We start from the raw sequence: 23,255 nt of genomic DNA on the forward strand, positions 1-23,255 counted from the left end.
AGCTCCAACACAGGAGCCAATCCAATGAAAACACTCAGATCAAAAATCGCCGCCTTCGCCTTTGCCCTTACAGGCACGTTTATCGCAAGTACTAGTCAAGCGGAGGATACAACGCCTTCGGTGGTGATCGTACATGGCGCATTCGCCGACGGATCCGACTGGGCCAAAGTCGTGCCGCTGCTTCAGGCCGAAGGGGTTGCCGTTACGGTCGTGCAAAACCCGCTCACCTCGCTTGCCGACGATGTTGCCACTACACGCCGTGCCTTAAACAATCAGCAGGGAAAGGCGGTTCTAGTCGGTCATTCATGGGGCGGTACAGTGATTACCGAGACCGGCAGCGACGAGAAAGTTAGCGCTCTGGTATATGTCGCCGCATTCGCGCCGGATGCCGGACAAACCAGCGGCGAACAGGGCAAAGGCGCTCCTACGCCTCCTGGCATCAGTCAGCTCAAGGCAGACGGCAATGGCTTTCTCTACCTGACGCCAGAAGGTATGGCCAAGGGCTTCGCTCAGGACCTCCCAGCAGCGCAGACCGCCGTGATGACCGCAACGCAAGGGCCCATCAAGGCATCTGCATTCGAGGATAGAACGACCGTCTCTGCCTGGAAGACCAAACCGTCCTGGTATCTGCTCGCCACTGAGGACCGGATGATTCACCCCGACGTCCAGCGCGCTACCGCAAAGCGTATCGGCGCTCAATTGAATGAGCTACACACGAGCCATGTTCCACAACAGTCTCAACCTGCCGAGGTAGCTAAGGTGATACTCGAAGCAGTGCGAAGCGATGGTGGTTAGTGATCCCCGAAGCCACTAATACTCCTGAACCCACTCGTTACATTGATACGGAGCGGACATGAACCATCTACATGCTCAGAGCTATGACTTCATTGTGTGTGGCGCAGGTACGACGGGATGCGTGGTTGCTGCCCGTCTTGCCGACCATAACAACGCACGCGTATTGCTGATAGAAGCAGGCAACGCGTATTCAGGGCCTGAGGTTGTCGAACCGGCACAATGACCGATGAACCTCGGTACGGACCGTGACTGGGCATTCGAGGGGCAACCTAATCCCCACCTCAATGATCGTCGCCTTTCCCTGAGCATGGGCAAAGGGCTCGGAGGTGGATCTAGCATCAATGTAATGGTCTGGGCGCGTGGGCACCGCTCGGACTGGGATTATTTCGCTGCCGAGTCCGGCGATCCCGCCTGGAGCTACAACTCAGTACTAGATTACTATCGCAGGATTGAAAATTGGCAAGGAAGCCCGGATGCAGCGCGGCGCGGCTCAGGCGGGCCCGTGCATGTTGAGCATGCCTGCCACACCTCAACCTCTCGCCCGGGCGACATTGGAAGCGGCCAGCAGTCTAGGTATTCCTAGGTACGACAGTCCCAATGGAGAGATGATGGAAGGCCCGGGCGGCGTCGCGATTACCGATCTACGCATCAACCAGGGCAAACGCGAATCCGTTTACGACTCCTACATCCGGCCACGGCTGCAGCAGCAGAATTTGACGGTCCTGACGGGCGCGTTGGTGACCCGTGTACTGCTTAGCGGGACAAAGGCAATCGGTGTTGAAGCGGTAGTGGAAGGCAAGCGGCACCGCTTTCATGCTGGAGCTGAAGTCATTCTATCCATGGGCGCGGTAAACACGCCAAAGGTACTCATGCAGTCGGGGATTGGCCCGGAGGATCAACTGCACTCCCATGGCATCGCCTTGATCAATCACCTTCCAGGTCTGGGCCAAAATCTTCAGGACCATATTGCCTTTGGCTGTACCTGGGAGTATCGGCAACCTCAGCTGATAGGCGGTAGTGGGTGTGAAACCACCTTGTACTGGAGGAGCGACAGCCGCCTGGACGCTCCAGACCTGCTGCAATGTCAGCTCGAATTTCCAGTGCCCTCTCCCCCTGAAGTTGGTACTCAGCCGCCGCAACATGGCTGGACGATGTTTGCAGGGCTGGCCAAGCCTGTTAGTCGAGGTCGCTTGCGCCTGTCGGGTGCTGGCCCACTGGACGCCCCGCTCATTGAGCCGGGCTCGCTGAGTGCCCCTGAGGATATGGCAGCGGCGTTCGCGTCGATCAACCTGTGCAGGGCGCTCGGTAACAGCGAAGCCTTCAACGGGTTGGTAAAGCGCGAGGTCGTTCCAGGGCCGAAAGAACGTCGCGAGATGGAGCAGTTCATACGTAATGCTGTCTTAACCTACTGGCATCAGTCCTGCACCGCAAAAATGGGCCGCGATGCGATGTCAGTAGTCGACTGCCAGCTTCGCGTGTATGGCATTGAGAAACTTCGCATCGCGGATGCCTCGATCATGCCTCGAATCACTGTGGGAAATACGATGGCTCTATGCGTTGTCATTGGTGAACGTGCTGCCGACATGGTTCTCGCTGCGCATGGCTCAATGGCTACAACTTCTGTGTCTTAACGGGTAATGCAGTGAGGATAATGATAGTTAGCGGAGGTATAGCTGGCCTTGCAATGGTTAGGGCGCTAGAACAGCAGGGATTCGGCCCCGATTTGATCAAGCGCAAGGCCGATGCGCCACAGGGAAGCACTGGGTTCTACTTGCCAGGGTATGCAGCACGGGCTTTGCACGAGCTAGGGCTACGGGATTCACTTTCAACGATGGCAGCTCCGATCGAAACCCAGCGCATTCTTGATAATAGAGGGGCAGAGTTGAGCGTCACGCGGCTCCCCGGAAATCTGGTCGTCGGGCCATGTCTAGCGCTTGCGCGCGAAGCCTTGCATGCAACATTGCTTAACTCGTAGCGGGACACGCGACTGCATTTTGGTGTTTCAGTTACAGGGGCAGAAAGAGTGGCCAAAAAAGTTTAGCGACTTTCGCCGACGGCATTACCTGCGAGTACGACCTTTAAGTGGTGCCAATGGCAAAGACTTAAAGATACGCCAAAGTCTTCTTTCCGAAGTCAGACCTTTGTATACCGATAATGTGTGCTGGCGTTTCATTACAAGAAACATCGTTAGGTCCATGGTTGGACAGTAATGCTCGGAGAATAGAAAAAGTAGAGGGTCAAACTCAATAATTACATTAGACGGCTATTTAGCATTAAAAATTGGTCTTTTATTGCCCATGCAATACGGAGGGGGGTGGCCAAGGTTATAGAGGGTCAATATTAATTAGCGGTATGTTTTAGGCTGAAAAATTGGTCACCGACCAAGCCGGTAATTATGGCTATTATTGGCCCTTTATTTTGTATAGAAGCCAATTATTATAGCGGTATGTTTTACACGGATTATTTGGTCATTTTTTGCAGGTGCTAGCTGGGATTAGTGAAATCGTCTGGTTTGAAGGGGTTGTCGAGTACTAGTCAAGGAGTCTATCCGCGCTATACGAATCATCCTTTTCCTAGGTTTCTTCGCTGAATACCGCCTCATGTATTTCTGCATTGCCTGTTGGAATTATCAGCAGGGTGGAATGCAATCAAGGTCATTTTTGCCTTAAATCTAAACCTGCTTTTAGCACTCTCACTGGTGTCCTAATGGTTACCTAACAGATATTCAAGTTCCCGCCGTTGATTCGCATAGGTAAGACAGTGTTTTTTTAAAGGTATGGTTATGAATGTCTCTGTTCTGGCATTGCTTTTTTACTGGTAAGTAAAAGCCCGGCACTTGTTTCTACCAGTATTCAACAGAACCTCACTGATTGCTCACTGATTGCTCACTGATTCCTATTGGTATTTGACAGAATCTTACTGGTAGCTCGTTGCCCCCTGTTGGTATTTGGCGGAGTCTCGCCGATGGGTGGGCTATAAATTCTATTGGTATTTGGCGGAATCTCACGGGTAGCTCACTGATTCCGATTGGTATTGACGGAATCTCACTGGTGGCTCGCTGCCCCTTGTTGGTACTTGATGGAATGTCGCTGCTGGCTCGCTGCCCTCTATTGGTATTTGGCGGAACGTCGTTGGTGAATGGATGAATTCTATTAGTATTCGGCGGAGTCTCACCGATGGGTGAGTGAACTCTACTGATATTCAGCTGGATCCTCGCTGATCTCCCTAAGTAACCTGGAGAACTCTAAAGGACAAGTCACGACTTCTGACGGGAGAGGTGATGAAAACCGGACGGCATAAGTAGCACGTGAGAGTCGATTAGTAAGAATTTTTCGCAAACACGCATCATGTCGAGTTAAACATGTCATCCCACTGTCCTACGATTTGACCTAGTGCACCTTTTCCCTTGATAGGCCGAAGTAAGCCAGCAGCCAGGACAAACTGATAGGAACACCACCAGCGTGGCTTGGGTCGTGCTCCGAGTTGCGCTTTCGTAGGTAATAGAGGGCAAAGTCGCAACCTTTGTGTGCCATGTCCAGTTCGCATGGCGATTAGATTATCTTCAGCGCAATTAGCCACAGACTCAACGGAAGAAGGGAAAGCCTCTTCAATTGATCCATAACAATGAAATCGGCACGGCTATTAGCTGCTTATCGAAAGACACAACCTGATCACCAAAATAGAAGACCACGCCATGTTTGAATTGCTGCGGTGTTACCTCTCGCAGTTGGCGAAGACTGCTGAAATCTTTACTGCTGATCGTGGCTGCTGATTTAACCTCAACACCTAACAACTCGCCTTGCCGATTCTCAAGAACAAAATCAACCTCAACGCCGGTATAGGTGCAGTAGTGCATTAAATGTGTGCATGATGCCGACCAGCCCTGATGCTTGACTAATTCTGCATGTACAAAGGCTTCGACAAGATCAGCGGGTAATTCAAATTTGTCTTCAATTCGGCTGCTGTTCAACGCTTGCAAATGGGCCATCATGCCGTAGTCAGTCACGAACAGCTTGGGCGACTTCTGAAGTCGCTTTCCTAGGTTATAAGCCCATGCCGGCACCTGACGTATCAAGAATAAGGCTTCGAGCAGAGTCAGGTAACGCTTAAGGGTCGTTTGCGGTATCCCAATTGAGCGTGAGAGCTCGGCTGCATTGAGCAACTTGCCACTACGAGCCCCAAGCAGCCTCATCAACCTTGGCAACTCTATTAGCCCATCGATTTGAGCCAGGTCACGAATATCTCGAGTTAGAACAGTGTAGAGGTAACTTTCGAACCAAGCTTCGCGGTGGCGATTATTTACACGTCCCAGTGCCTCGGGATATCCACCTTGCAATAATCGGTTTATAAAGTCCTGCCTTTGAAAACCGCATCTGTCGGGGAGGTCGTTTCTGTAGAGTCGATCAATCACGCTCGTCGACTTGCCTTCTATCTCGCACTGCGCCAGCGGCCAAAGGCCAATTACTTTCATACGCCCTGCTAAAGACTCGGCTACCTGAGGCAGAAGCGTCAGGTTGGCCGAACTGGTGAGCAGGAAACGTCCAGCGGTACGGTCTTGATCTATAGACGCCTTGATCGCGAGAAATATCCGAGGCGCGCGCTGGACCTCATCAAGACAAACCGGCCCCTTGAGGGAATTTATGAAGCCGAACGGGTCTGCTTGAACCGCAGCACAGACTGTAGGATTGTCGAATGTGTAATAAGTGGCTTTTCGTTCAAGGCTCTGAATTAAAGCGCTCTTGCCGGTTTGGCGTGCACCATTGAGTAGCACTACCGGGGTATCCTGGAGGGCTTCTATTATATTTTGGTGGATTTTTCTTGGATACATGGCTGAATTTCATCCACTTGATGGGTGAAATTACAGCCTAACTCAAGTTCCATAATTGTTAATGTGGCTTCACAACCGGGGCCTGCTAGTGCTTAGAAATGCCTAAAACCTTCAAGGACAAAACCTAGAAATCAGTGACTTTTTCGTTATCAATATGCCGCTTATAAAGACTTCTACTTTTGAAATGTATTTGGATTTTCTGGAGTCTGTTTAAGAAAGCTTTTCTCAAGCAACTCCGTAAGCAAGCCAGAGAAATCATGACTTCAAAGCTGCTGGTGAGCTTCTCGAAACGAGTGGCTATCCAGCGATGCTCCTCAAGCCAGCTAAAGAGCCGCTCGATAACATCGCGCTTGCGGTAGGCGGGTCGGTCAAACAGTCTGGGCAGACTTTTCCAGGGACAGCGATGCATCTGACGTAGCGGGATGATGGGCTTGATCCTGAAGCGGTCGCAGTACTGGCGTAGCGCCTGGCTGTCATAACCATTATCAGCCAGAGCCGTGCGGTACCGTTTGATAGGCCGACCTGGCGAAGACGGTAGGCAAACTGCTTCCAGTATAGGTGTGAAGTAACCAATACCAGCATGATGGCCAGGCGAGACAGCAAAGCTCAAGGGAACGCCGTGGGTATCACAGATAAGATTTAGCTTGCTTGCCAGCCCGCCACGACTGCGCCCCAGCGTTTGGTTACCCCTTTTTAGGGGTACCTGAGAGGGCACGCGTTCATAGATAGCGATCGAGTCAACCATCCAGATACTTAGATCAATACAGCCGTCCCGCCTCAGCTCCAGATGCATCTGCTTGAGTAGAGCGTTAGACAGCAAGCGGTCTCGCCAGAGACGGAAACGGTGATAGACCGTTTGCCAGGCGCCAAAATGACTGGGTAAATCATGCTACTTCGCCTCTGAACACAGCGCCCAAAAGATGCCGTTAAGCATCCGGCGATCATCCTTGCGGCGCCGTCCGCGCTGCTGCCTGAGAGAAACCAGGTCGCTAATCAGTGCCCATGATCGGTCGCCCAACTCGTAACGGCCCGTGATCTCTGGCCTCCACATGAAGCCTAGCAAATCGATTTTGAGACAGAATTTAAATCAAACTTGTGATAGCACTCACTGTTGTATCCATTCAAAAGAAGCCACTTTTGGTTCATGTTTGATGAAAGCTTTGGGAATATTCGAGACCAGAGTCGAGAGGCTTCTGGAATTCAACTGATGAGCTGCTGAGTCAGCGACAGCCGGGGAATCTATGACCAGCTTCAACATCGACGCCACGTGAGCAACATTAAAGCGTAAAGGTCCAAGATTACATCTTCTGCTTCAAGCCGTCATGCTCGTCACGTGGCAACAACCTACTTGCGAGGGCAAAGCTCCCTACTTTGGCAAATGTATCGGTTTTCTTCGGATTGAAGAAGCTTCGGTGTTTGGTAATCGCTGTTGTCGACGAATTTTATCTTTAGCGGTGTTGATGATATCCGTGCGTGAACTCTCACAATTGTTTGTTTTATCTGGTACCTAACGGCTAGCGCGAACCAACCGGCAGTGTAAGCATTAATGTGGCGTCATTGCCGAAATGCCAAGCGCACAACTCATCAAAGCCTATCAACGACGTAGGCAAAATCGCTCAGCGAGCCGATGTAGTTTGCTCTGCTACTAGCTTCATTAGCTCATTACTAACCCGGCTCAGCAGCGTTTCATAATCCTCCAGACTGCCCGTACCAAGTAAATAGGTCAGAGCTATCATGGTGACTGGGTGAACGTCGAGAGCCCTGCACAAGCTATCAAGCTTTTCAAGCGTCGGGCTCGTACCTCCACGCTCTATTAAGCTGACATAGGTGCGACTACTGACAATTGAAAAATCTTCCTGACTAAGGCCTTGGCTTTGCCTTACCAGTCTCAGCGCCTGACCGAACGAATTTCTAACATCCATTTTACGTCCCCGCAAAATGGAAGGATGAAGCGGTATTGAACAATTTATGACTACAACATATATTGTTCGCCAATCGAGATATAATCTCATCAAAAGCCGAGGCGCGACGTGTTCAAGACCAATCGTAATGCCGAGTTACTTCCTGGACTTTCAAACGACCCAGCCGGCGTGCAGTTCTGGTCATTTGTCGAGCAAGAGATAGCCTGGCCTTGGTTTTATCTCCAGCTAGTAGAGGTTGATGGCCAAGAGATTTTTCGAAGCATGCTGATGGTTCCCACAATCCCATTGCTTGAGCAGATCGTGGCCGTAAAAACTGACAACGCCTGGATAGAACAAGCTCTACTAGTTTCACCAAGCTCACTAAATAAAACAGGACGCTGGATGATGGAGCCGCTGGTAGAGGTCTGCTCCATACGCAACGAGCAAGACCGAGAGCTTGGATATGTTTACCGCGTAGAAGGACCGAAAACTTATTCTACCTTGGATTTCCTAGTGAATGAGCCCTTAAAAACTTGCACGATTTTCTCGGCGGAATTGCATCTTCCAAATTGAGGATGCTTAACCATGCCCAGATTTGTCGTTTGACGCGTGGTCACCCTAGCCTGAGTGGGTTATGGATAATGTCCATCGCGATGAGTGAACCCTCAGGGCTGTTGTATTTGAGGTGGCAGAGCAGGCGGCTGAAACGGGGAAAATTATCTTAAAAGGCCGCCGCGTTCTTAATGGCGACGACAAGCGTTCACGTTAGTTGACCACTATCGCTCAGATGGGCTTATTTATCTGCTGTGTTTGGTCGATAGTACGCGGCTGTGAGCGCGGCATCGGACGAGATAGCCCGATAAACTGATAGCTATGGTGCTTATAGATTCCACATATTTTGCACGGCCTATCGCTGGACTGCCGGGCTTATCCTCTTCCCTAGGCGACAATCTAGAGCGTCTCGATGTTGAGATGGGCCTCGGCTGTTAGCTTTTATCAATAATTTTCTAAAGCCGCTTGGCATCAGGCGATCATACCGCCGAACTTGGCTCCCCTTGTATAGAGCGAGGCATTACTGAAGCCACTTCGGCGGAACAGCTCCTTAATCGGTACGATGCCTCTGCCTATGTGATAAAAGCGATAATCTGCTCTTGGGTAAAACGCTTTTCTCACCGTCGTCTCCTACCCATTAAAAAGACTCTACTAAGCTAGGGGTAGTACTGAAATCGAAAAACAGGTCAAGCTGATCCGGGTCATCGTGATCGTGTTGACTCCGTTGGAATCATAACATTAGTGAATTTTTATATGGTGCAGTGTCAGCAATACCATAGCTGCTCTTTTTTCAGGCAGATGGCGGCATCTATGGATGCTTCAGTCTAATGCCGTCACTGCTTATGCGGTAGACATCCTTGTACAGTTATCTTTTTAACAAAACTGATTTATACCGACCCGGTAGCCCATTATCTGAATGGAGCGGATCTTTCTTGACTAGTATCTACTGTGGTTAAGGCAGAGGCGCTATGCGTAGCATGAGCCAGACTACATATAAAAACTAACTGGTAGTACCGTACTTTATACGTCCTAGGAAATACTCAACGGCTTAGAGTCCGACAGGATTGCCGGTGACATCCAGCGGCACGTCACCTTCCAGCTATGTTCCAGCCATTCTTCAGCCAACATCTTAGTGCCAAACACATTGGTGGCATGCTTCACCACGCTTGCGTATTGGAAGGCAACGGCGCCCTGTTAAGAGTTGATGCGTGCCGGTTGCTTGCTGCTCTAGCGATAGATTGTCCCACGATGCGGCTCAAGATTTTCTTCGTCAAGTACAAATTAGAAATGGCAAGCATGCCTTGCACGCCTTTCAGATCGAAGTCTTTGACAGTGATCCTGTAGACCGAGACCGGGCTTAGCTGACCGAAGTCTATCTGGAGAAGGTACTCAGTCAGCTTGCAGACAGGGGCGGCGCCTTCTGAGTACAAGTGTGAAAGGACGCCATAGCGCGCTGCTTTGAGTAATATATCCTGTAAGAGTAACGCTATTTGGCGAATTAACACCTTTAACATTATCCCGCCTTGATCCAACAATTTTATTGATATGCTATCGGCCAGCGTTGTAGGGAGCTGATTGGCAGCGGTTCGCCGTTGCCTCCCCTGCGAATACCCCTCCCTCCTCTGAGAAACAGCCATGGATCAGCATATAATCATTGAGGAGCGGGATGGAAATAGCGCAATACCATACCTGACGAGGCTTTGCAGGAAATAGGCATAGGCGTTGGAGACAAACTTTACTGGTTAGATGAGTACGTAGGCACTACATGCTGCTTGGTACTTAACAAGACGGCACGCATTCCTGATCGCGCTTATGAGCTGTTTGATGAAAGGAATCAGTGTTCATCATATCAAATCAAGCTGAATAATCCGCTAATGCTGGCAAAGACTTACTGCTTACCTTTGACTCCCGGATCTTCGCACACATCCTGTTGTAGCGACTTACCAGCAAGGACTGAATTCTCAACTTTTTCAAAGGCGTCGATTGCTTCTTTGTTGAAAAAGCTGTGATATCGTGGTGATTGCTGCATACGACGAATTTTATCCCGGGCAGGAGCAAGAATATGTGCACACGAATGTCCATCGTCATTTTTCATACCTGATTCCTTCTCATTATCCTTTGTAGCAAAAATAGAGCATTGGAAAGACAGCGGCAATGTGTAAGTTGCAATCCTGGATGCGCATGGCCCCATTTAGCGGACACGACGGTTATTAGTAATCAAAAACCGATTTCATAGATTTCGTTTTTTGTGCCATACCAATGACGATACCGGACTGCTCACCGTTGTAAACTCCGCCGTTCAGTGGATAGAAAAGCCGAGCTGCACCTTTCAAAGCGCAGGAGCCGAGAGCCATGAGATGCCTATCCAGCGCCTGCAAGCTTCCGGAGCCATCAACGCGATGGCTTCCAACGCCGGAAAAGCGCGCTGGCATTAACGCCCCCGAATCCAAAACCGTTGGACATAGCGTATTCGATTGGCATTTCCCTCGCGTGCAAGTCGACCAGATCAAGTCCGCAAGCAGCCTCGTCGGGGTTCGTCAGGTTCAGCGTGGGCGGCACAATCTGGTCGCGTAGCGCCATGACGGTAAATATGGCTTCGATCCCACCTGCGGCACCGAGAAGATGACCCGTACTGGATTTGGTCGAGGTAATCGCTACGCCCGAGCCTGTCCCGAATACGGAGCGAATCGCGGCTAGCTCTCCACGGTCGCCAACTTGAGTCGACGTTGCATGGGCGTTGATATGGTGGACGTCACCGGGAGCGACTCCGCCATGCTGAAGCGCCAGCTCCATTGCCCGTCGCGCGCCGCTCCCGTCCGCTGGCCCGGCAGTCAGGTGATAGGCATCTGCACTTGTACCGTAGCCGACCAGCTCAGCAAGAGGCCGTGCACCACGTGCCAATGCATGCTCCAGCGATTCAATCACCAGCAGCCCTGCACCTTCGGCCATTACGAAGCCCTCCCTGTCGCGGTCGAACGGACGAGAAGCTTCCTGTGGGCGGTCGTTGAACCCGGTCGATAACGCGCGGGCAGCCGCGAAACTTCCTAGTGTGACACGATGGATCGCGGCCTCAGTTCCGCCGCATATGGCAATATCCGCCTCACCACTACGGATCAGGCGGGCCGCATCCCCGATGGCTTGCACTCCAGCAGCGCAGGCAGTAATCGGCGCGCCAATCGGGCCCTTGAATCCGTACCGAATGGACACGTGCCCAGCGGCCATATTGGCGAGAAATGACGGTGCCGTGAAGGGGGAAAGCCGGCGCGGGCCGCGGCTATCCGTTGTACGCACTGCTTCGGCGATGGCATCGAATCCGCCGACGCCCGAGGCAATAATAGTAGCTGTGCGCTGCTGGGCTATATCTTCGACTGGGTACCAATTAGCCTGTGCAAGCGCTTCCTGCGCTGCCAGGAGTGCAAACTCAATGAAGCGATCCATCTTCTTTCGGTCCTTAGCCGAGACGTGCAGGTCAGGGTCATAGCCGGCCTCACCATCGTCAGCCAAACTCGGTACCTGCCCAGCTATGCGGCAACCGGTACCCTCTGAGAGATTGTTAGGAAGCACACGGATGCCCGATTGACCTGCCAAAAGACGAGACCACACAATTTCTGTCCCGCATCCCAGAGGCCCTACAACCCCTGTACCCGTCACGACAATTCGAACTGGTTTTTGAACATTCATGTCTTGCCCCTTATTGTAAAATACCGGCATCTCAGCGCACCTGTCATTGACTCAAACGACGCGCCCTATAGGAGCCAAGTTAGTAATAGGCGCTGTCCCAACCCTGTACGCACTGCATACACTCTCAGCCTTCAGCCAGAGCCAGGCGGCTAAAGAGTCTTCATTTTTTAAAAACTCTTATCGGATATCAACGAGCGAACAATTGCATACGCTTTAGATTATGATCGACATATAAATCATATGATGGTCATCATGTAAAGAGATTGTCAATTGAAGAGCAGTGAACTGTACTCCCTCGCCCGCGATCTAGGACCGCCTTATGCGAGTACAGCGGCACGAGCCTAGACCGAATACAGCTGTATATTGTGAGAAGCCGAAGTGATGGCGGCGCCGCTCCGACTGAATGAGACCTCACTCTGCTGTCAAAGCCGGAAGTCAAAGATTGGAATTTTTTCTTGCTGCTCGCGATGTACTTGAGTGGAATCTGCCCTGCGGCCAGGACTCTCTGATACTCATGCGAGGTTTAGAGCTCCGGCAGCTCCTCGCCAAAAAGCCTGAGCAGACTGGCACGGGTTTCATCAAGCAGGCGATCAGACAATTTCGGATCGACCACGCTCCGCGACAGCAACAACGCACCGACCATTGCACTGAGCGCCAGCGTAGCGTCTTGGCTGCTTTCAGTGTGTGTGCTGATCTGCCCCAGTCTTGCGTTTACAGCCTCATCGGTCACTGAGCTAGCCTGTCCCCGCTGACCAAGCTCCGCTGATATTGTTGGAAACACGCAACCTTTCGCCGGCTCGTCACGGTGGGTTTTCGACAGATAACGGTGAATAAAGATCGCCAACGGTTGGTCGCCGGACAGGCCGGTGGGAGTGACCGCATCGAGTTCAGTTGCGCAATACCGAAGAGCTTCCTCGATCAGCTCATCCTTGGAGCTGAAATGGGCGTAGAACCCTCCGTGTGTAAGGTTCAAAGCTTTCATCAACGTCTGTACGCTGGTCGCGCTCACACCGTCGCGACGGAAGCGGCGCGCGGCCTCTTCAACGATGCGTTGACGAGTCTGAGCCTTGTGATCTTCGGAGTACCGCATGGGCCGCCTCAGTGATTCATATACTAGCCGTCATCCTACTCCTCACGGCTGGTGAGGAAAACTTTAAAGCGCGACTGAGATCACCATAGACTGGGGGACTAGACAACATAATGAGCGTACGCTTCTGGACGGTTAACGACCGTCGCCATGACGGCTCATCCTTGGCTTCCTTCACGAGGAGGACAAGCCATGAAAACCGACAATACACAGTGCCACCAACCTTGGAATAAAGGAAAGCTAGTCGGGTAGGAAGCGCCGCCTCGGCTCAGGGATATTTGGGCGATCCAAGTCAGGCTCCAAATTGGTGAGAAAACCCGGGATCTCGCTCTGTTTGATCTTGTCATAGACAGCAAGCTTCGGGACAAGGCTAAAGGAAATTCGCATCGGGTTCATCAAGTGCGGGTTGTAAGAAGCAGATTTACAAGATTAGGTAGAGGATGGGTCAGCGTCTTCCAATACTTTTAGTACCACCCCTCGCAACTGATCGATTGACCATGGCTTTGCCAAGAACTGATCAAAGGCGTCGAAGTTAGATAATGAATTCGCGCTATAGCCTGAAGTCAGAACAATCTTTATATGAGGCCATTTACTAGCGACTAGTTTTGCCAGATCAACGCCGTCCAGTCGCCCTGGTGTACGAATGTCTGCTACCAGAACAGCTACAGTGTGAGCATGTTCTTGTAGAAACGAATAGCTATCATCAGCGGTAGAGAGTGCTTCGACACTTGGTCCAACTGAGTCCAGCACTTCTGCCATCAAAAACCGTAGGTATTCTGTATCCTCAACGACAAGAATCTTTTTTTCGGTGGTGCATTTGCCTACTCCATTCACAGTACCACCACCTCTTAGTAAGCTGAGTTGAAAAGCCTCTTCACTAGTAAGTGTAGGCAAAAAGAAGGTAGCCTGGCTTTAATATCTAAAAATGATTGTTTGGTTGAGGCAATGACGGCAAGAGTTAGCTACCGAGTCATTTGAAAGCGCAAAAACAGCTTCTTGCACTGCACTAACCGTCTAGGGCTTTGGAAGAAACACGGTTGGTTTAACCAAGCCAACCATGGCCGGAGCTTCATATCCAGATGTTAAAATGATACCGATATGCGGCCACTCCAGAGAGACTCGATTGGCGAGATCGACACCGCTCATTTTTCCTGGCATCCGAATATCAGAAAGCACCAAATCGATATGGGCTGAATGCTTTTGTAAAAGCATTCAGCCTACGTCGGCAAAGGTAGTGCTATAACGTTCAAGTTAAGCTCTTTCATTACCTCTGCCACAAGCATGCGCAAGTAGGCTTCGTCCTCAAGTACGAGTACTATTTTTTTCAGATTCGCTCTTTTTCTCAGTCACAGTGACATGAGTCAAAAAAAGGGGTGGCGTTCCTATGCTCAGATAGATTGCCTGAATAAGTAAGTGCGGTCCAACTATCTAGCGCTTACGTCAAAGATCTGTAGAAGTTATTGAATCTTCTAGAGATTATTCAAACAGACTACTCTGTCTTCTAATAAGCCTAAGTCCCACTAATAGTTTCGCTCAAGATGCCTGGTGAATACCACTTTAGCTGCTCTAGCCTTATCTCCTGATGCTCACACAAAATATCGTTCAGTATGCGCTCTGGGATAGAAGTCATCTGAGCAAAGTTTACAGTTAACGTAACTGACGTTGCGCGCAGATGCCCTGTAACAGCCCAGTAGTTATTTGGATCTACCCTGTAACCATCAGGTTGCGTGACTGTTATCGGCCAAAAGTGGCCATCCGTGAACCGCAACTCGTGGCGAAACCAACCAATATAGGGGTGCTGTTTTATCAGAGCAAATGCTGCTTAATCCATTGCGAGACGGTCATTGTATTGATCTTCTTTTTTGCATTGTAGCTATCGGCCTTTGGCCAAGCGACGCCTTTCCCTTCGGCGAATACTGCGCGGTATTTTCGGATTGAATCATCGGGCGCAGCAATCAAATCATCTCTAAGCATCGGCAACGGCCACTCTACACGTTCAACCTTGCGATTTAGAACCTGATCAATTGTATTTGCCAGCTCTCGGTAATTAAGAGTGTCTCCTGCAATGAAGACGACTTCGTTTGCCAACTCTGGTTCGCACAGTATGGCAGCCGTTAGGCGTCCGATATCTTCCGGCGTGGTGACGGTCACTGCTGTGTCCCAGCTACCAAGAGCATGAACAGTGTTGTGGCTGAGCTCCACAACGCCGAACGAAGGTTCGAATAGAAAGCTTGTAAACATCCCGGTGGAGATGATCAGCCATTGCACTTTTGACTGAGCACGTAGCAATTGACGAACGTCTAATTGCTCATCAAACAAGTTTTGCGGGCTGCCGCGACCGATCACGTCGTAATCCACACCGAACTGCCACGGTACAAATCGTTTCACCCTTGACTGTATTGCTGCTCGGGTTAGCTTTAGCTGTGTTCCTTTCCCAGCTGTAAATCCCAGACAACTGACCAGTGTGTCGAAACCACCGAACAACGCAGCGAGCTTATCCTCGGGGGCAGTTGCAGCATCGGCGAACGTCACCTTGATGCCTAGTTTGTCGAGCGCATCAAGCATCTGTCGTTTTATTTCGAATGTGGCGTCGAGAGCTAACGGTCGTAGCATGACTGTCACATGCGTTGTTGGTAGGGCTGCCAGTTCGCGAAGAACGGCCATGCCGAGTTCGCCAGCGCCCAGAACAAGAATGTTGTCGGTCGGCTGCATCAGTTACTTCCAGTGAGTGATCAATGATGATTGGTTAATCCTGTCACCATTCACTAACATTCAAAAGAAGGCACACGAGTGATACCGCATGAACACAATGACTGAAGAGGCAGTGATCCGCCTATCTCAAGCGGTCTGCGACACGCTCAGTGATGAGGACGATGGTCTCAAGCGAGAGGTATTGACCCACGCGGGCAATCGTTGGTCACTGGGGATTGTCCACACACTTGGAGTAGAGGGGAAGCTGAGACACGCCGAAATCGGTCGTCGGCTTGAAGGGGTTACACAGCGAATGCTTACCCGGAGCTTGCGTCAGCTTGAAAGAGACGGATTGATCAAACGTTTTGACCACAGCGAGGTGCCGCCGCGTGTCGATTACGAGCTGACCTCACTTGGTAGAAGTTTTCTGGCGCATATGGTGCCGCTATGGATGTGGCTTTTAGAGAATGCACAAGATTTTCGCGCAGCACGTGCTCGTTTTGATGAAGCGTAAGGCAACGAAACAAGTGCGTGCGACAGGCAATGCGTTACTAAGGTTATTTGCTGCGCTCATTCGTGAGAGACAGCTTTCGGCCGATAGCTGCACTCAGTTGTGTAGTCGCTGAGGTATACCCCAGTGGCTACATAGAGCTCGGGCCAAGAAATGAGAAGTACCGAGGCTAGAGAATGGAAAGCTGACCTAAGCACAGATTGATGCTTCCAAAGGTCAGCTTAAAAAGCAGAGGCTAGCGAAAACAGAGAATTGATAACTCAGCTTGTATTCAAACCTTACTTGATTGAGTACGAGGCTTCAGCAATTCTTCGAATAACAGGAACCCGGCTCCTGCCATGATGGCTATGTCAGCAATGTTAAAAACGCCTGTATGCAGCGAGCTTAGGTTAAGGACGAGATAATCCACTACATGACCGTTACGCAATAACCGGTCCAAAAGATTGGAGGCTCCTCCTAATGCAATAAAATAGACAGCTATCGCTTTAACTGGATTAGCTGTCCAGCGCAGCAATGCCCAGCTGATAGCGAAGATCACGCCTACCGCTACTCCAAAGATAAATATCAGCTGCTTGATATCTTGATTGAAGCCAGCACCTAAGCTCAGGAAGGCCCCTGGGTTGAAACTCAAAACAATATCAAGCCATGCGAAACTACCACCGAAGCGGAAGCTCTGTGATTGCAATGTTTCAAGGGCCAGGAGTTTTACCCATTGGTCCAATGCAACAAACATTACACCTATGAAAATGGCGAATATGCGGTTTTTCCGAATCTGCAACATGTCAGTCCTTCAACGCAGGCAATAGCCACTTATAAAGGTCGGCAAGATAACGTAGCCCCAACAATACGTCCACGCCACCTGCCTAGAGCTTGGCTGCATCCCAGTAGGGTGTAGCAACTAAGGCATACCTCAATCACTACTTAGAAACTTACGCTCAGGGTAGTGTAGGCCTTAGCTCTAATACCATTGACTGACTCATGAGAAGAGAGTCTTTACGCAGAGGCTCCAGATCTCCATCCGGCAGGAAGCCAAACGCCTTATACAAATGCATCGCTGGTGTGGCGTCTGCCATAACACCTAAACGGATACGGAGCGCTCCACACCTCTTTGCCCAGGCCAAGAGTTCATCGAGCAGAGCACGGCCTGCACCTAGCCCTCGTGAAGTAGGACTTACCCACATTTGAAAGATGTCAGCGGTGTCCGCTGATAACTTTCCCCAGGCCAGACCACAAATCTTACTCCCATTCAGTGCAAACAGGGCATGGTCATGGTTAGAGGAAAAAGCTGAAATGATTCGGGCTTTCCAATTCTGATCTGCCCTTAGCGCCTCTTCTTCATAGGTGCTTGCGAAAGCGTCTGGAGAGTCGCGAAGTGCACACAGTCGCATATCCCGATAAAGCTGCCACTCGCCAGGTTTGATTGGCCGTACAGATATCGCGTCATTTGCCATTTTCATTCACACCAATAATTGCTTACGACCCAGCCTGAGCAAAAGGTTACCAGAACAGCCTATAGAACAAGATGTAGTCGCTGGGGTATACCTCAGCGACTACACACTTAGTTAACTGCATTCAACATAACGTTCGTTGCGCGTAGGCGTCCTGTCGCGGCCCAGTAGTTATTTGGAGCTGCCCTCGTGACCTGAGTGGCAGCTATCGGCCGATTCTGTTGAAAAAGTCCCGTAGCGACGCTCGCCTATGAAAGGAGGTGAGCGACATTGAAATCTGATTCGCTCAAAAGGTAGAGATGCATCGGATTTTACATAGCAACGCGAAAATCGAGTGCTTTTCGACCTGCTGACAACCCGTGTCCGTAAAAGTCGACTTTTTCAACAGGATCGGCCAATAGCGGTCAATGCGGATTGCTCAGAGATGCCTCTAGCTAGTCGAGAAAGACACACGCGCGATGTGGCACCTGTTGGCGGTTGGAAGCACAGCCGTGATGAATAGTTACTCGGGGTTGCTTCCTCCAGCTCCACCAGTCGTACGCTGTTCTCCTCAAGATCGTCATGTACATCCCAGTAGGTGAGCATTGCTAGCCCCAGCCCCTGTTTGCTCGCGGTGCGTCCTGTACCTCAGAATGGTCAGTTTCGCTTATTGTCGGACAGGTCCTCTGCAAAATCTTCAGCTAGCCTCACGAATCTAATGATTGGCTGCCGCATCGGCTTACCCTAGGTAAAGAGCGTCCACCGACACGAATCCTAAGTCATGAACCTTGGAGTACCGGGAATGCATTCCACGCAACGAAGCGAAGCCGAAGTTTTTGAGGAACTGAGAATTCTAACGGCCCAGCCTGGCTACGTTCATACTGTGGCCGGTATTTGTTACCGCGACAACCTCGTATCGTTCCAAGGTGAGTACAAGGCTTCCGACCTTGAGCATCTATTTGACCGGAAAAGACTCAACCGCAATGAAGTGAGTACGCTGTTGGGGTTGATGATGCGTCAGCCTCTAGATCTAGCTGAGGTCGATGAAGCCACCCTTCGAAGTTATGCCTCTCGAACTGACGAGTTGTTGGGCGAGCTTCACGACGCCATGACCGGCCTGACGATCGGTGAGCTGGTAACCCAGGCTCAGCAGGGCGCGGCTATGGACGATTTTTGGCAAGGCGCAATGATGAAGGAGCCGATTTTCTATGGCACCGAGTCAGCATACAGCTTCCAGTACCGAGATTTTTTTGCGGAGAAATATGCCCCTGATGATGACTGGTTAGAAAGGGTCATGGGATTCAGCAGTACCCAGGCACTGCGAGTAGCGAGTGCGATGTGTTCGTTGATGGACGCGCGAGCAACCAATGGAGCGGGATCGCTCGGCGAAATCCAGGTAGGAGAGATACCTACAGGCTCGGTGCTGGAGCTGTTTGAGTTTACTGCGCAGGAGATAGCCCAGCGTTCGGGTCAGGAGCTCGCTGTCGTTCAAGCAGTTTTCAAAGCGCTAATGTTCAGTGGTGACAATGGCCAATTTAAGGAGGTCGGAGACTTTAACCAGATCGCCGCAACCCCACTGCTGCCGACAGGGCGGGGCTCAGTATTGCTGTTCTCTCACTATTCGATCTACGAAGCGCTTTACGAGTCGCCTTTCTTCTGGATGAACCAAGATAAAGAATACAAGCAACAGGCATCGGACAATCGAGGTGCCTTCACCGAACAGTTCTCTCAGCGCCGCTTGGCATCCGTGTTTGGAAAAGCCAATGTCTACACCAATATCAATCTGTTTGAGGGAAAGCGGATTGTCGCCGAGGCGGACGTGTTGGTCATCTTCGGTGACCGGATCATCATCGTTCAGGCTAAAGCCAAAAAGCTAACCCTAGCTGCCCGCAAAGGTAGCGATGGGCATATCAAGGCGGACTTCGCCGCTGCGATACAGAAGGCCTATGACCAAGGGGCTGAGTGTGCGGCTGCTATCAATTCTGGAAAATGCCGGCTCGAAGATGATCGTGGCCAGGCTGTCGTGCTTCCAAAGCAGGTTAAGGAGATCTACCCGTTTTGCGTAGTGTCCGATCACTACCCTGCGTTAGCGTTTCAAGCCAGCCAGTACCTGAAATACACCGCTGATGAGATCGTTCGCCCGCCCTTCGTGATGGACGTATTTCTGCTGGATGTACTCGCAGAGATGCTGGGCACACCGTTGCGCTTTCTGAGCTATGTCCGAATGCGCCTGGAGTCGGCACAAAAGCTGATGATGGGACACGAGCTCACCGCACTTGCCTACCATCTGCGATGCAACCTGTGGCTCGATGATGAATACAACATGGTAATGCTTGAGGACTCGATCGCAGCGGATTTAGATACCGCTATGGCTGCGCGGCGGGAAGGTCTTCCGGGCCAGCGAGTCCCTGAAGGCATCCTCACCAAGATGAAAGGGACGTACTACTAGCGATTGATTGAACAGATCGAGCGCCGGCCTGACTCTGCGGTTCTTGAGCTGGGGTTCACTCTGCTATCTATGGGAGAGGAATCATGTAACATGGTTCACAAGGCCATCGAAGGCCTGACCGCCATGGCAAAGATGGATGGCAAACGCCATGACTTCGTGCTTGGAATGTCTGAGCCGGGGACTGGGATTTGCTTCCATTGCAATCCTACACCCAGCGAGGAGGCTATTAGATCTCTGCAGGTGCACTGCTCCAAACGAAAGTACGTTCAACGAGCGGCGGAGTGGTACGGAGTATCTGTGGGGCTCAAGGGCGAAATCCAATTCGGCATCACGCTCAGTTTCCCTTGGGGACGATCCTCTGAGATGGATGAGTTAACCAAAGGCATGAAGCCCTCTTCTTCATTCGGAAGGGCTATTAAGACAATGGAGCGAGCACTTGTTCTTAAGAAGTATGGACGCAACGAACCTTGCCCTTGCGGAAGCGGCATTAAGTACAAAAAGTGCTGTCTCTGAGGCCAGATGCTTGGAGCTTGGTAGCCGTATGACGCCTGGATGAAGGCCTGCTCGATACTCTCACACGCTGAATAGCTCTGGCTTTTCTAGATACCTTCCATTCTCATAAATAACATCGTTCGAACCTTTATTGGAGACTTGGTCGTCTCGAGATTCGTAGACATCCTTGGGCGTCCGCTATTGGCCGATCCTGTTGAAAAAGTCGACTTTTACGGACACGGGTTGTCAGCAGGTCGAAAAGCACTCGATTTTCGCGTTGCTATGTAAAATCCGATGCATCTCTACCTTTTGAGCGAATCAGATTTCAATGTCGCTCACCTCCTTTCATAGGCGAGCGTCGCTACGGGACTTTTTCAACAGAATCGGCCGATAGCTGCCACTCAGGGCTTTGTAGTCATTAGGGTATACCCTAATGACAGGGCCAAAACCCCATGGCTGACTTCTGGAACCGCTCTGTCTAAGGACGCCACACACGAGAAAGAACAGCGGCCACAGCGTGTCGGGCAGCGTGAACACCAGGGAGTACCAGAGGCAGTCAGGCAAGCGGTTACTCTGGACGGCAATCCACTGATCGGTGGCCTTTTTGTCGCAGGACAGACCAGGCCCGGCAGTGGCACGCGTTGCACAGGTATTTGATATGCGAGCAATGCTCATTGCCGCAGCTGTAGTGCTTGACGCCCAGGATCGAGGTGCCGCCGGTCAGCATTTTGCTCACCGACTCCACTTCGATCTCGCGCAGCCCGCCGGCCTCCAGCAAACCCGTCCAGCAGCCGTTGGCCGTGAACAGGTTTTTCAAGGGCCGGGGTTTGAAGCTAGCTGACATGGAAACGTTGGGCAATAGGCGTTATGCGTTTTCTGCGTTGGCCTTTCTGCCGGCTGCACGGGCTCGGCTCTGCCGGGTGGTCAGCGCGGCTCGTGAAATGGTCTGCCCCGGGTGCTCCGGGTCCGGCACCTGTTGCCGCTGACTCAGCGCGTTTCGTGAAATGGTCTGCCCCGGGTGCTCCGGGTCCGGCACGCGTGCGTTTCTGCCACGTGAGGATGAGGCACCGGACTGTGACGAAGCAGGATACGGCTCGCTACGTGCCGTATGCGCGGGCCGGCTCCGGCTAGGCCCGGGCATGCCCGTCGAGGCGCCGGCCGAGCCGTCATGGGAAAAGAGCATGCTCGGGGTACTGACTGAGACACCTGAAGGCAGCGGTGCCCCCTCAAGATCTTGAGGGTTGCCCTGTATGACCAGGGCCCGGGTCAATTGCCCGCTTGAGTCTTGCGCGGCCAGAACCGAAGCTGGCGTCTGTGTCGCCATATGAGGGGGTTCGAAATGGGCCTGACAATAGACCTGCCCCATTGTAAGATCACGCTTAAGCTCACTAATGACTACTCTTTTCAAACCCAGGGATGGGTCAAGCGCGCAGCTGAGCATCATCCGTTCGGGGTACTGTCGAGGTAGATGCATGGATGCAAAGTAATCTTGTGCTCCGATAACGTAGGTATACACGCCATCGTTATCAGGTTTATCAGGTGAGTGTGCCAGTGGCTCTTTGGGCGTTTCGGAGCGGAGTGCGCTATGGAGGAGTTGGGCTTTGGTATCGGAAAGTCTTGTCATGAGACGCCCGATGTGGAAGGTAAGGTTACCAACCTGTACAGAAGCAGGTAAGGCGGCGATTGTAGGTTGAACTGACGTACCTACCTGTAGGGTTTCTGGCCTTGAGTGCTCACCGGAAGAAGGCAACACGGTGTGATGTGTTACCCCAAAACCTGTGTGGATGGGATTCATTGCTGATTAGCCTATGCCTAAAAAATAATAGGCCGAGATAAACAGCCTGGAGGCCAGTAGGTGGTCATAAGAGCTGATGAGGTTCCGCAGGCTGGCCTGTGACATGGATCAGGCAACCCTGCTCTAAAGCGGGCATGGACCAATTTGCAGCCGCAGGCTGCCCTCTTGAGAGGCAAGCTATAAAGCCTTGAGTCGGTACTGCACTGGGCTTACGCCACCCAGCGATAATTTCAGCCGGTCGTGGTTGTAGTAACGAATATACCCACGCAGCACCTCCTCCAACTAAGCCACGCTGCTAAAGGACTCCCGGTCATACAGCTCTGACTTGAGCACGGCAAAAAAGCTTTCCATCGCAGCATTGTCCAAACAGTTACCTCGTCGTGACATACTCTGGTTAGGCCGCGCCGCTCCAGGAGACGACCAAACGCTGGCATCTGATAGTGCCAGCCCTGGTCCGAATGCAAGAGCGGAGCCTCGTCCCGCCTTAAGCGCTTGAAGGCTTTGCCCATCATGTCGCGAACCATGTCAAATACAGGTTGCCGAGCCAGCTCATAGGCCACGATCTCACGGTTATACAGGTCCAGCACCGGTGACAGATAGAGCTTTTGGCCGCCGACGTTAAACTCGGTAATATCCGTCACCCATCGCTCGTTAGGCCGCCCGGCTGAGAAGTCGCGATTGAGCCGGTTAGGAGCCGCCCAGGCGGTTGCACCTCGGTAGGCCCGGTACTTACTGCGTCGCCGAACTGATGACCTTAATGCCAGGATGCCCATCAAGCGCTGGATGGTTTTATGGTTTATCCCAGTGCCCTGGTTACGGATGGCAGCAGTGATACGGCGATAGCCGTAGCGGCCTTTATGACGCTCAAAAAGCGTCTTGATAGTGCTTTTGAGTCCAGCGTGTTTATCAGCGACAGCCAGCACCTTGGTTTGATAGTAGAAGGTACTGCGGGCCAGCCCTGCTGCCTTGAGCAAGCAGGGCAACGGGTAGTGCTGCCTGAGTTCTATGACTATCTGTGTTTTCTCACGAGTGCTAGGCGCTGCCGG

At 51.6% G+C, this 23,255-nt stretch carries 19 protein-coding genes and 6 pseudogenes; 10 read left to right on the forward strand and 15 right to left on the reverse strand.

All coding sequences use genetic code 11. The features are described from left to right. Positions 1 to 24 precede the first annotated feature (24 nt). The 5 genes and pseudogenes from IEX86_RS22610 (at position 25) to IEX86_RS22620 (ending at position 2,770) form a co-directional block, all read left to right on the forward strand. Positions 25 to 795: an alpha/beta fold hydrolase gene (locus IEX86_RS22610; RefSeq protein WP_188868432.1), complete on the forward strand. Its 771-nt coding sequence runs from the start codon at positions 25 to 27 to the stop codon at positions 793 to 795. A 58-nt stretch (positions 796 to 853) separates the two neighbouring features. Next, positions 854 to 1,018 carry an NAD(P)-binding protein gene (locus IEX86_RS25840; RefSeq protein WP_373290476.1) on the forward strand — a complete coding sequence of 55 codons (165 nt, stop codon included), beginning with the start codon at positions 854 to 856 and terminating at the stop codon, positions 1,016 to 1,018. An 84-nt stretch (positions 1,019 to 1,102) separates the two neighbouring features. Then, positions 1,103 to 1,703: pseudogene (locus tag IEX86_RS25170) on the forward strand (GMC family oxidoreductase N-terminal domain-containing protein); the annotation flags it as partial. 243 nt (positions 1,704 to 1,946) lie between these two features. Then, positions 1,947 to 2,426 carry a GMC oxidoreductase gene (locus tag IEX86_RS25175; protein ID WP_229685461.1) on the forward strand — a complete coding sequence of 160 codons (480 nt, stop codon included), beginning with the start codon at positions 1,947 to 1,949 and terminating at the stop codon, positions 2,424 to 2,426. Between the two features lie 53 nt (positions 2,427 to 2,479). Continuing rightward, positions 2,480 to 2,770, forward strand: a complete 291-nt coding sequence (locus IEX86_RS22620) for a Rossmann-fold NAD(P)-binding domain-containing protein (RefSeq protein WP_188868433.1) — start codon at positions 2,480 to 2,482, stop codon at positions 2,768 to 2,770. Positions 2,771 to 4,402: 1,632 nt separating this feature from the next. Here IEX86_RS22620 and IEX86_RS22625 read toward each other — a convergent pair. From IEX86_RS22625 to IEX86_RS22635, 3 genes and pseudogenes are all read right to left on the reverse strand, one after another. Beyond that, complete coding sequence (locus IEX86_RS22625) at positions 4,403 to 5,623, reverse strand: ATP-binding protein (RefSeq protein ID WP_188868434.1); 1,221 nt, start codon at positions 5,621 to 5,623, stop codon at positions 4,403 to 4,405. A gap of 214 nt (positions 5,624 to 5,837) precedes the next feature. After that, positions 5,838 to 6,674: pseudogene (locus tag IEX86_RS22630) on the reverse strand (IS5 family transposase); the annotation flags it as partial. A 565-nt stretch (positions 6,675 to 7,239) separates the two neighbouring features. Then, positions 7,240 to 7,635, reverse strand: a complete 396-nt coding sequence (locus tag IEX86_RS22635) for a helix-turn-helix domain-containing protein (protein ID WP_308423910.1) — start codon at positions 7,633 to 7,635, stop codon at positions 7,240 to 7,242. Between the two features lie 18 nt (positions 7,636 to 7,653). Between IEX86_RS22635 and IEX86_RS22640 the strand changes: the two genes are divergently transcribed. Continuing rightward, positions 7,654 to 8,097, forward strand: a complete 444-nt coding sequence (locus tag IEX86_RS22640) for a hypothetical protein (RefSeq protein WP_188868436.1) — start codon at positions 7,654 to 7,656, stop codon at positions 8,095 to 8,097. 1,027 nt (positions 8,098 to 9,124) lie between these two features. Here the strand turns inward: IEX86_RS22640 and IEX86_RS25180 are convergent. The 4 genes and pseudogenes from IEX86_RS25180 to IEX86_RS22655 form a co-directional block, all read right to left on the reverse strand. Then, a pseudogene (locus tag IEX86_RS25180) lies at positions 9,125 to 9,523 on the reverse strand (hypothetical protein). A 441-nt stretch (positions 9,524 to 9,964) separates the two neighbouring features. Continuing rightward, a complete protein-coding gene (locus IEX86_RS22645) occupies positions 9,965 to 10,171 on the reverse strand; it encodes a hypothetical protein (RefSeq protein ID WP_188868437.1) in 207 nt (68 codons plus the stop codon). 296 nt (positions 10,172 to 10,467) lie between these two features. Further along, on the reverse strand, positions 10,468 to 11,757 hold the full coding sequence (fabF, locus tag IEX86_RS22650) for a beta-ketoacyl-ACP synthase II (RefSeq protein ID WP_188868438.1): 1,290 nt from the start codon (positions 11,755 to 11,757) through the stop codon (positions 10,468 to 10,470). A gap of 523 nt (positions 11,758 to 12,280) precedes the next feature. Beyond that, positions 12,281 to 12,847: a TetR/AcrR family transcriptional regulator gene (locus IEX86_RS22655; protein ID WP_188868439.1), complete on the reverse strand. Its 567-nt coding sequence runs from the start codon at positions 12,845 to 12,847 to the stop codon at positions 12,281 to 12,283. 189 nt (positions 12,848 to 13,036) lie between these two features. Between IEX86_RS22655 and IEX86_RS22660 the strand changes: the two are divergent. Then, a pseudogene (locus IEX86_RS22660) lies at positions 13,037 to 13,207 on the forward strand (integrase); the annotation flags it as partial. A 66-nt stretch (positions 13,208 to 13,273) separates the two neighbouring features. Here IEX86_RS22660 and IEX86_RS22665 read toward each other — a convergent pair. The 3 genes from IEX86_RS22665 to IEX86_RS22675 all read right to left on the reverse strand — a co-directional run bounded on the left by IEX86_RS22665 (position 13,274) and on the right by IEX86_RS22675 (position 15,556). Next, positions 13,274 to 13,738: a response regulator gene (locus tag IEX86_RS22665; protein ID WP_188868440.1), complete on the reverse strand. Its 465-nt coding sequence runs from the start codon at positions 13,736 to 13,738 to the stop codon at positions 13,274 to 13,276. Positions 13,739 to 13,858: 120 nt separating this feature from the next. Beyond that, the gene (locus IEX86_RS25845) at positions 13,859 to 14,056 is read right to left on the reverse strand and encodes a response regulator (protein WP_188868441.1); all 198 of its coding nucleotides are present in this window, start codon (positions 14,054 to 14,056) and stop codon (positions 13,859 to 13,861) included. 594 nt (positions 14,057 to 14,650) lie between these two features. Continuing rightward, positions 14,651 to 15,556 carry an aromatic alcohol reductase gene (locus IEX86_RS22675; protein ID WP_188868442.1) on the reverse strand — a complete coding sequence of 302 codons (906 nt, stop codon included), beginning with the start codon at positions 15,554 to 15,556 and terminating at the stop codon, positions 14,651 to 14,653. A 97-nt stretch (positions 15,557 to 15,653) separates the two neighbouring features. Between IEX86_RS22675 and IEX86_RS22680 the strand changes: the two genes are divergently transcribed. Next, on the forward strand, positions 15,654 to 16,049 hold the full coding sequence (locus IEX86_RS22680) for a winged helix-turn-helix transcriptional regulator (protein WP_188868448.1): 396 nt from the start codon (positions 15,654 to 15,656) through the stop codon (positions 16,047 to 16,049). 268 nt (positions 16,050 to 16,317) lie between these two features. On the opposite strand, the gene IEX86_RS22685 is transcribed toward IEX86_RS22680, so the two are convergent. After that, positions 16,318 to 16,827, reverse strand: a complete 510-nt coding sequence (locus tag IEX86_RS22685) for a signal peptidase II (protein WP_188868443.1) — start codon at positions 16,825 to 16,827, stop codon at positions 16,318 to 16,320. A gap of 154 nt (positions 16,828 to 16,981) precedes the next feature. Next, positions 16,982 to 17,497 (reverse strand): GNAT family N-acetyltransferase, encoded by a 516-nt coding sequence (locus IEX86_RS22690; RefSeq protein ID WP_188868449.1) that lies wholly within the window; start codon positions 17,495 to 17,497, stop codon positions 16,982 to 16,984. Between the two features lie 778 nt (positions 17,498 to 18,275). Here IEX86_RS22690 and IEX86_RS22695 point away from each other — a divergent pair. Continuing rightward, positions 18,276 to 19,922 (forward strand): preprotein translocase, encoded by a 1,647-nt coding sequence (locus tag IEX86_RS22695; RefSeq protein WP_229685460.1) that lies wholly within the window; start codon positions 18,276 to 18,278, stop codon positions 19,920 to 19,922. A gap of 423 nt (positions 19,923 to 20,345) precedes the next feature. Further along, on the forward strand, positions 20,346 to 20,435 hold the full coding sequence (locus tag IEX86_RS25190) for an SEC-C metal-binding domain-containing protein (protein ID WP_229685462.1): 90 nt from the start codon (positions 20,346 to 20,348) through the stop codon (positions 20,433 to 20,435). A 477-nt stretch (positions 20,436 to 20,912) separates the two neighbouring features. On the opposite strand, the pseudogene IEX86_RS22700 reads toward IEX86_RS25190, so the two are convergent. The 3 genes and pseudogenes from IEX86_RS22700 to IEX86_RS22710 form a co-directional block, all read right to left on the reverse strand. Then, positions 20,913 to 21,165: pseudogene (locus tag IEX86_RS22700) on the reverse strand (transposase zinc-binding domain-containing protein); the annotation flags it as partial. Positions 21,166 to 21,279: 114 nt separating this feature from the next. Beyond that, on the reverse strand, positions 21,280 to 22,209 hold the full coding sequence (locus tag IEX86_RS22705; protein ID WP_188868444.1) for a hypothetical protein: 930 nt from the start codon (positions 22,207 to 22,209) through the stop codon (positions 21,280 to 21,282). 177 nt (positions 22,210 to 22,386) lie between these two features. Continuing rightward, positions 22,387 to 23,255: pseudogene (locus IEX86_RS22710) on the reverse strand (IS3 family transposase); the annotation flags it as partial.

Origin of the sequence: Pseudomonas asuensis (genome assembly GCF_014646755.1) — a bacterium.
GTDB classification, from domain to species: Bacteria; Pseudomonadota; Gammaproteobacteria; order Pseudomonadales; family Pseudomonadaceae; genus Chryseomonas; species Chryseomonas asuensis.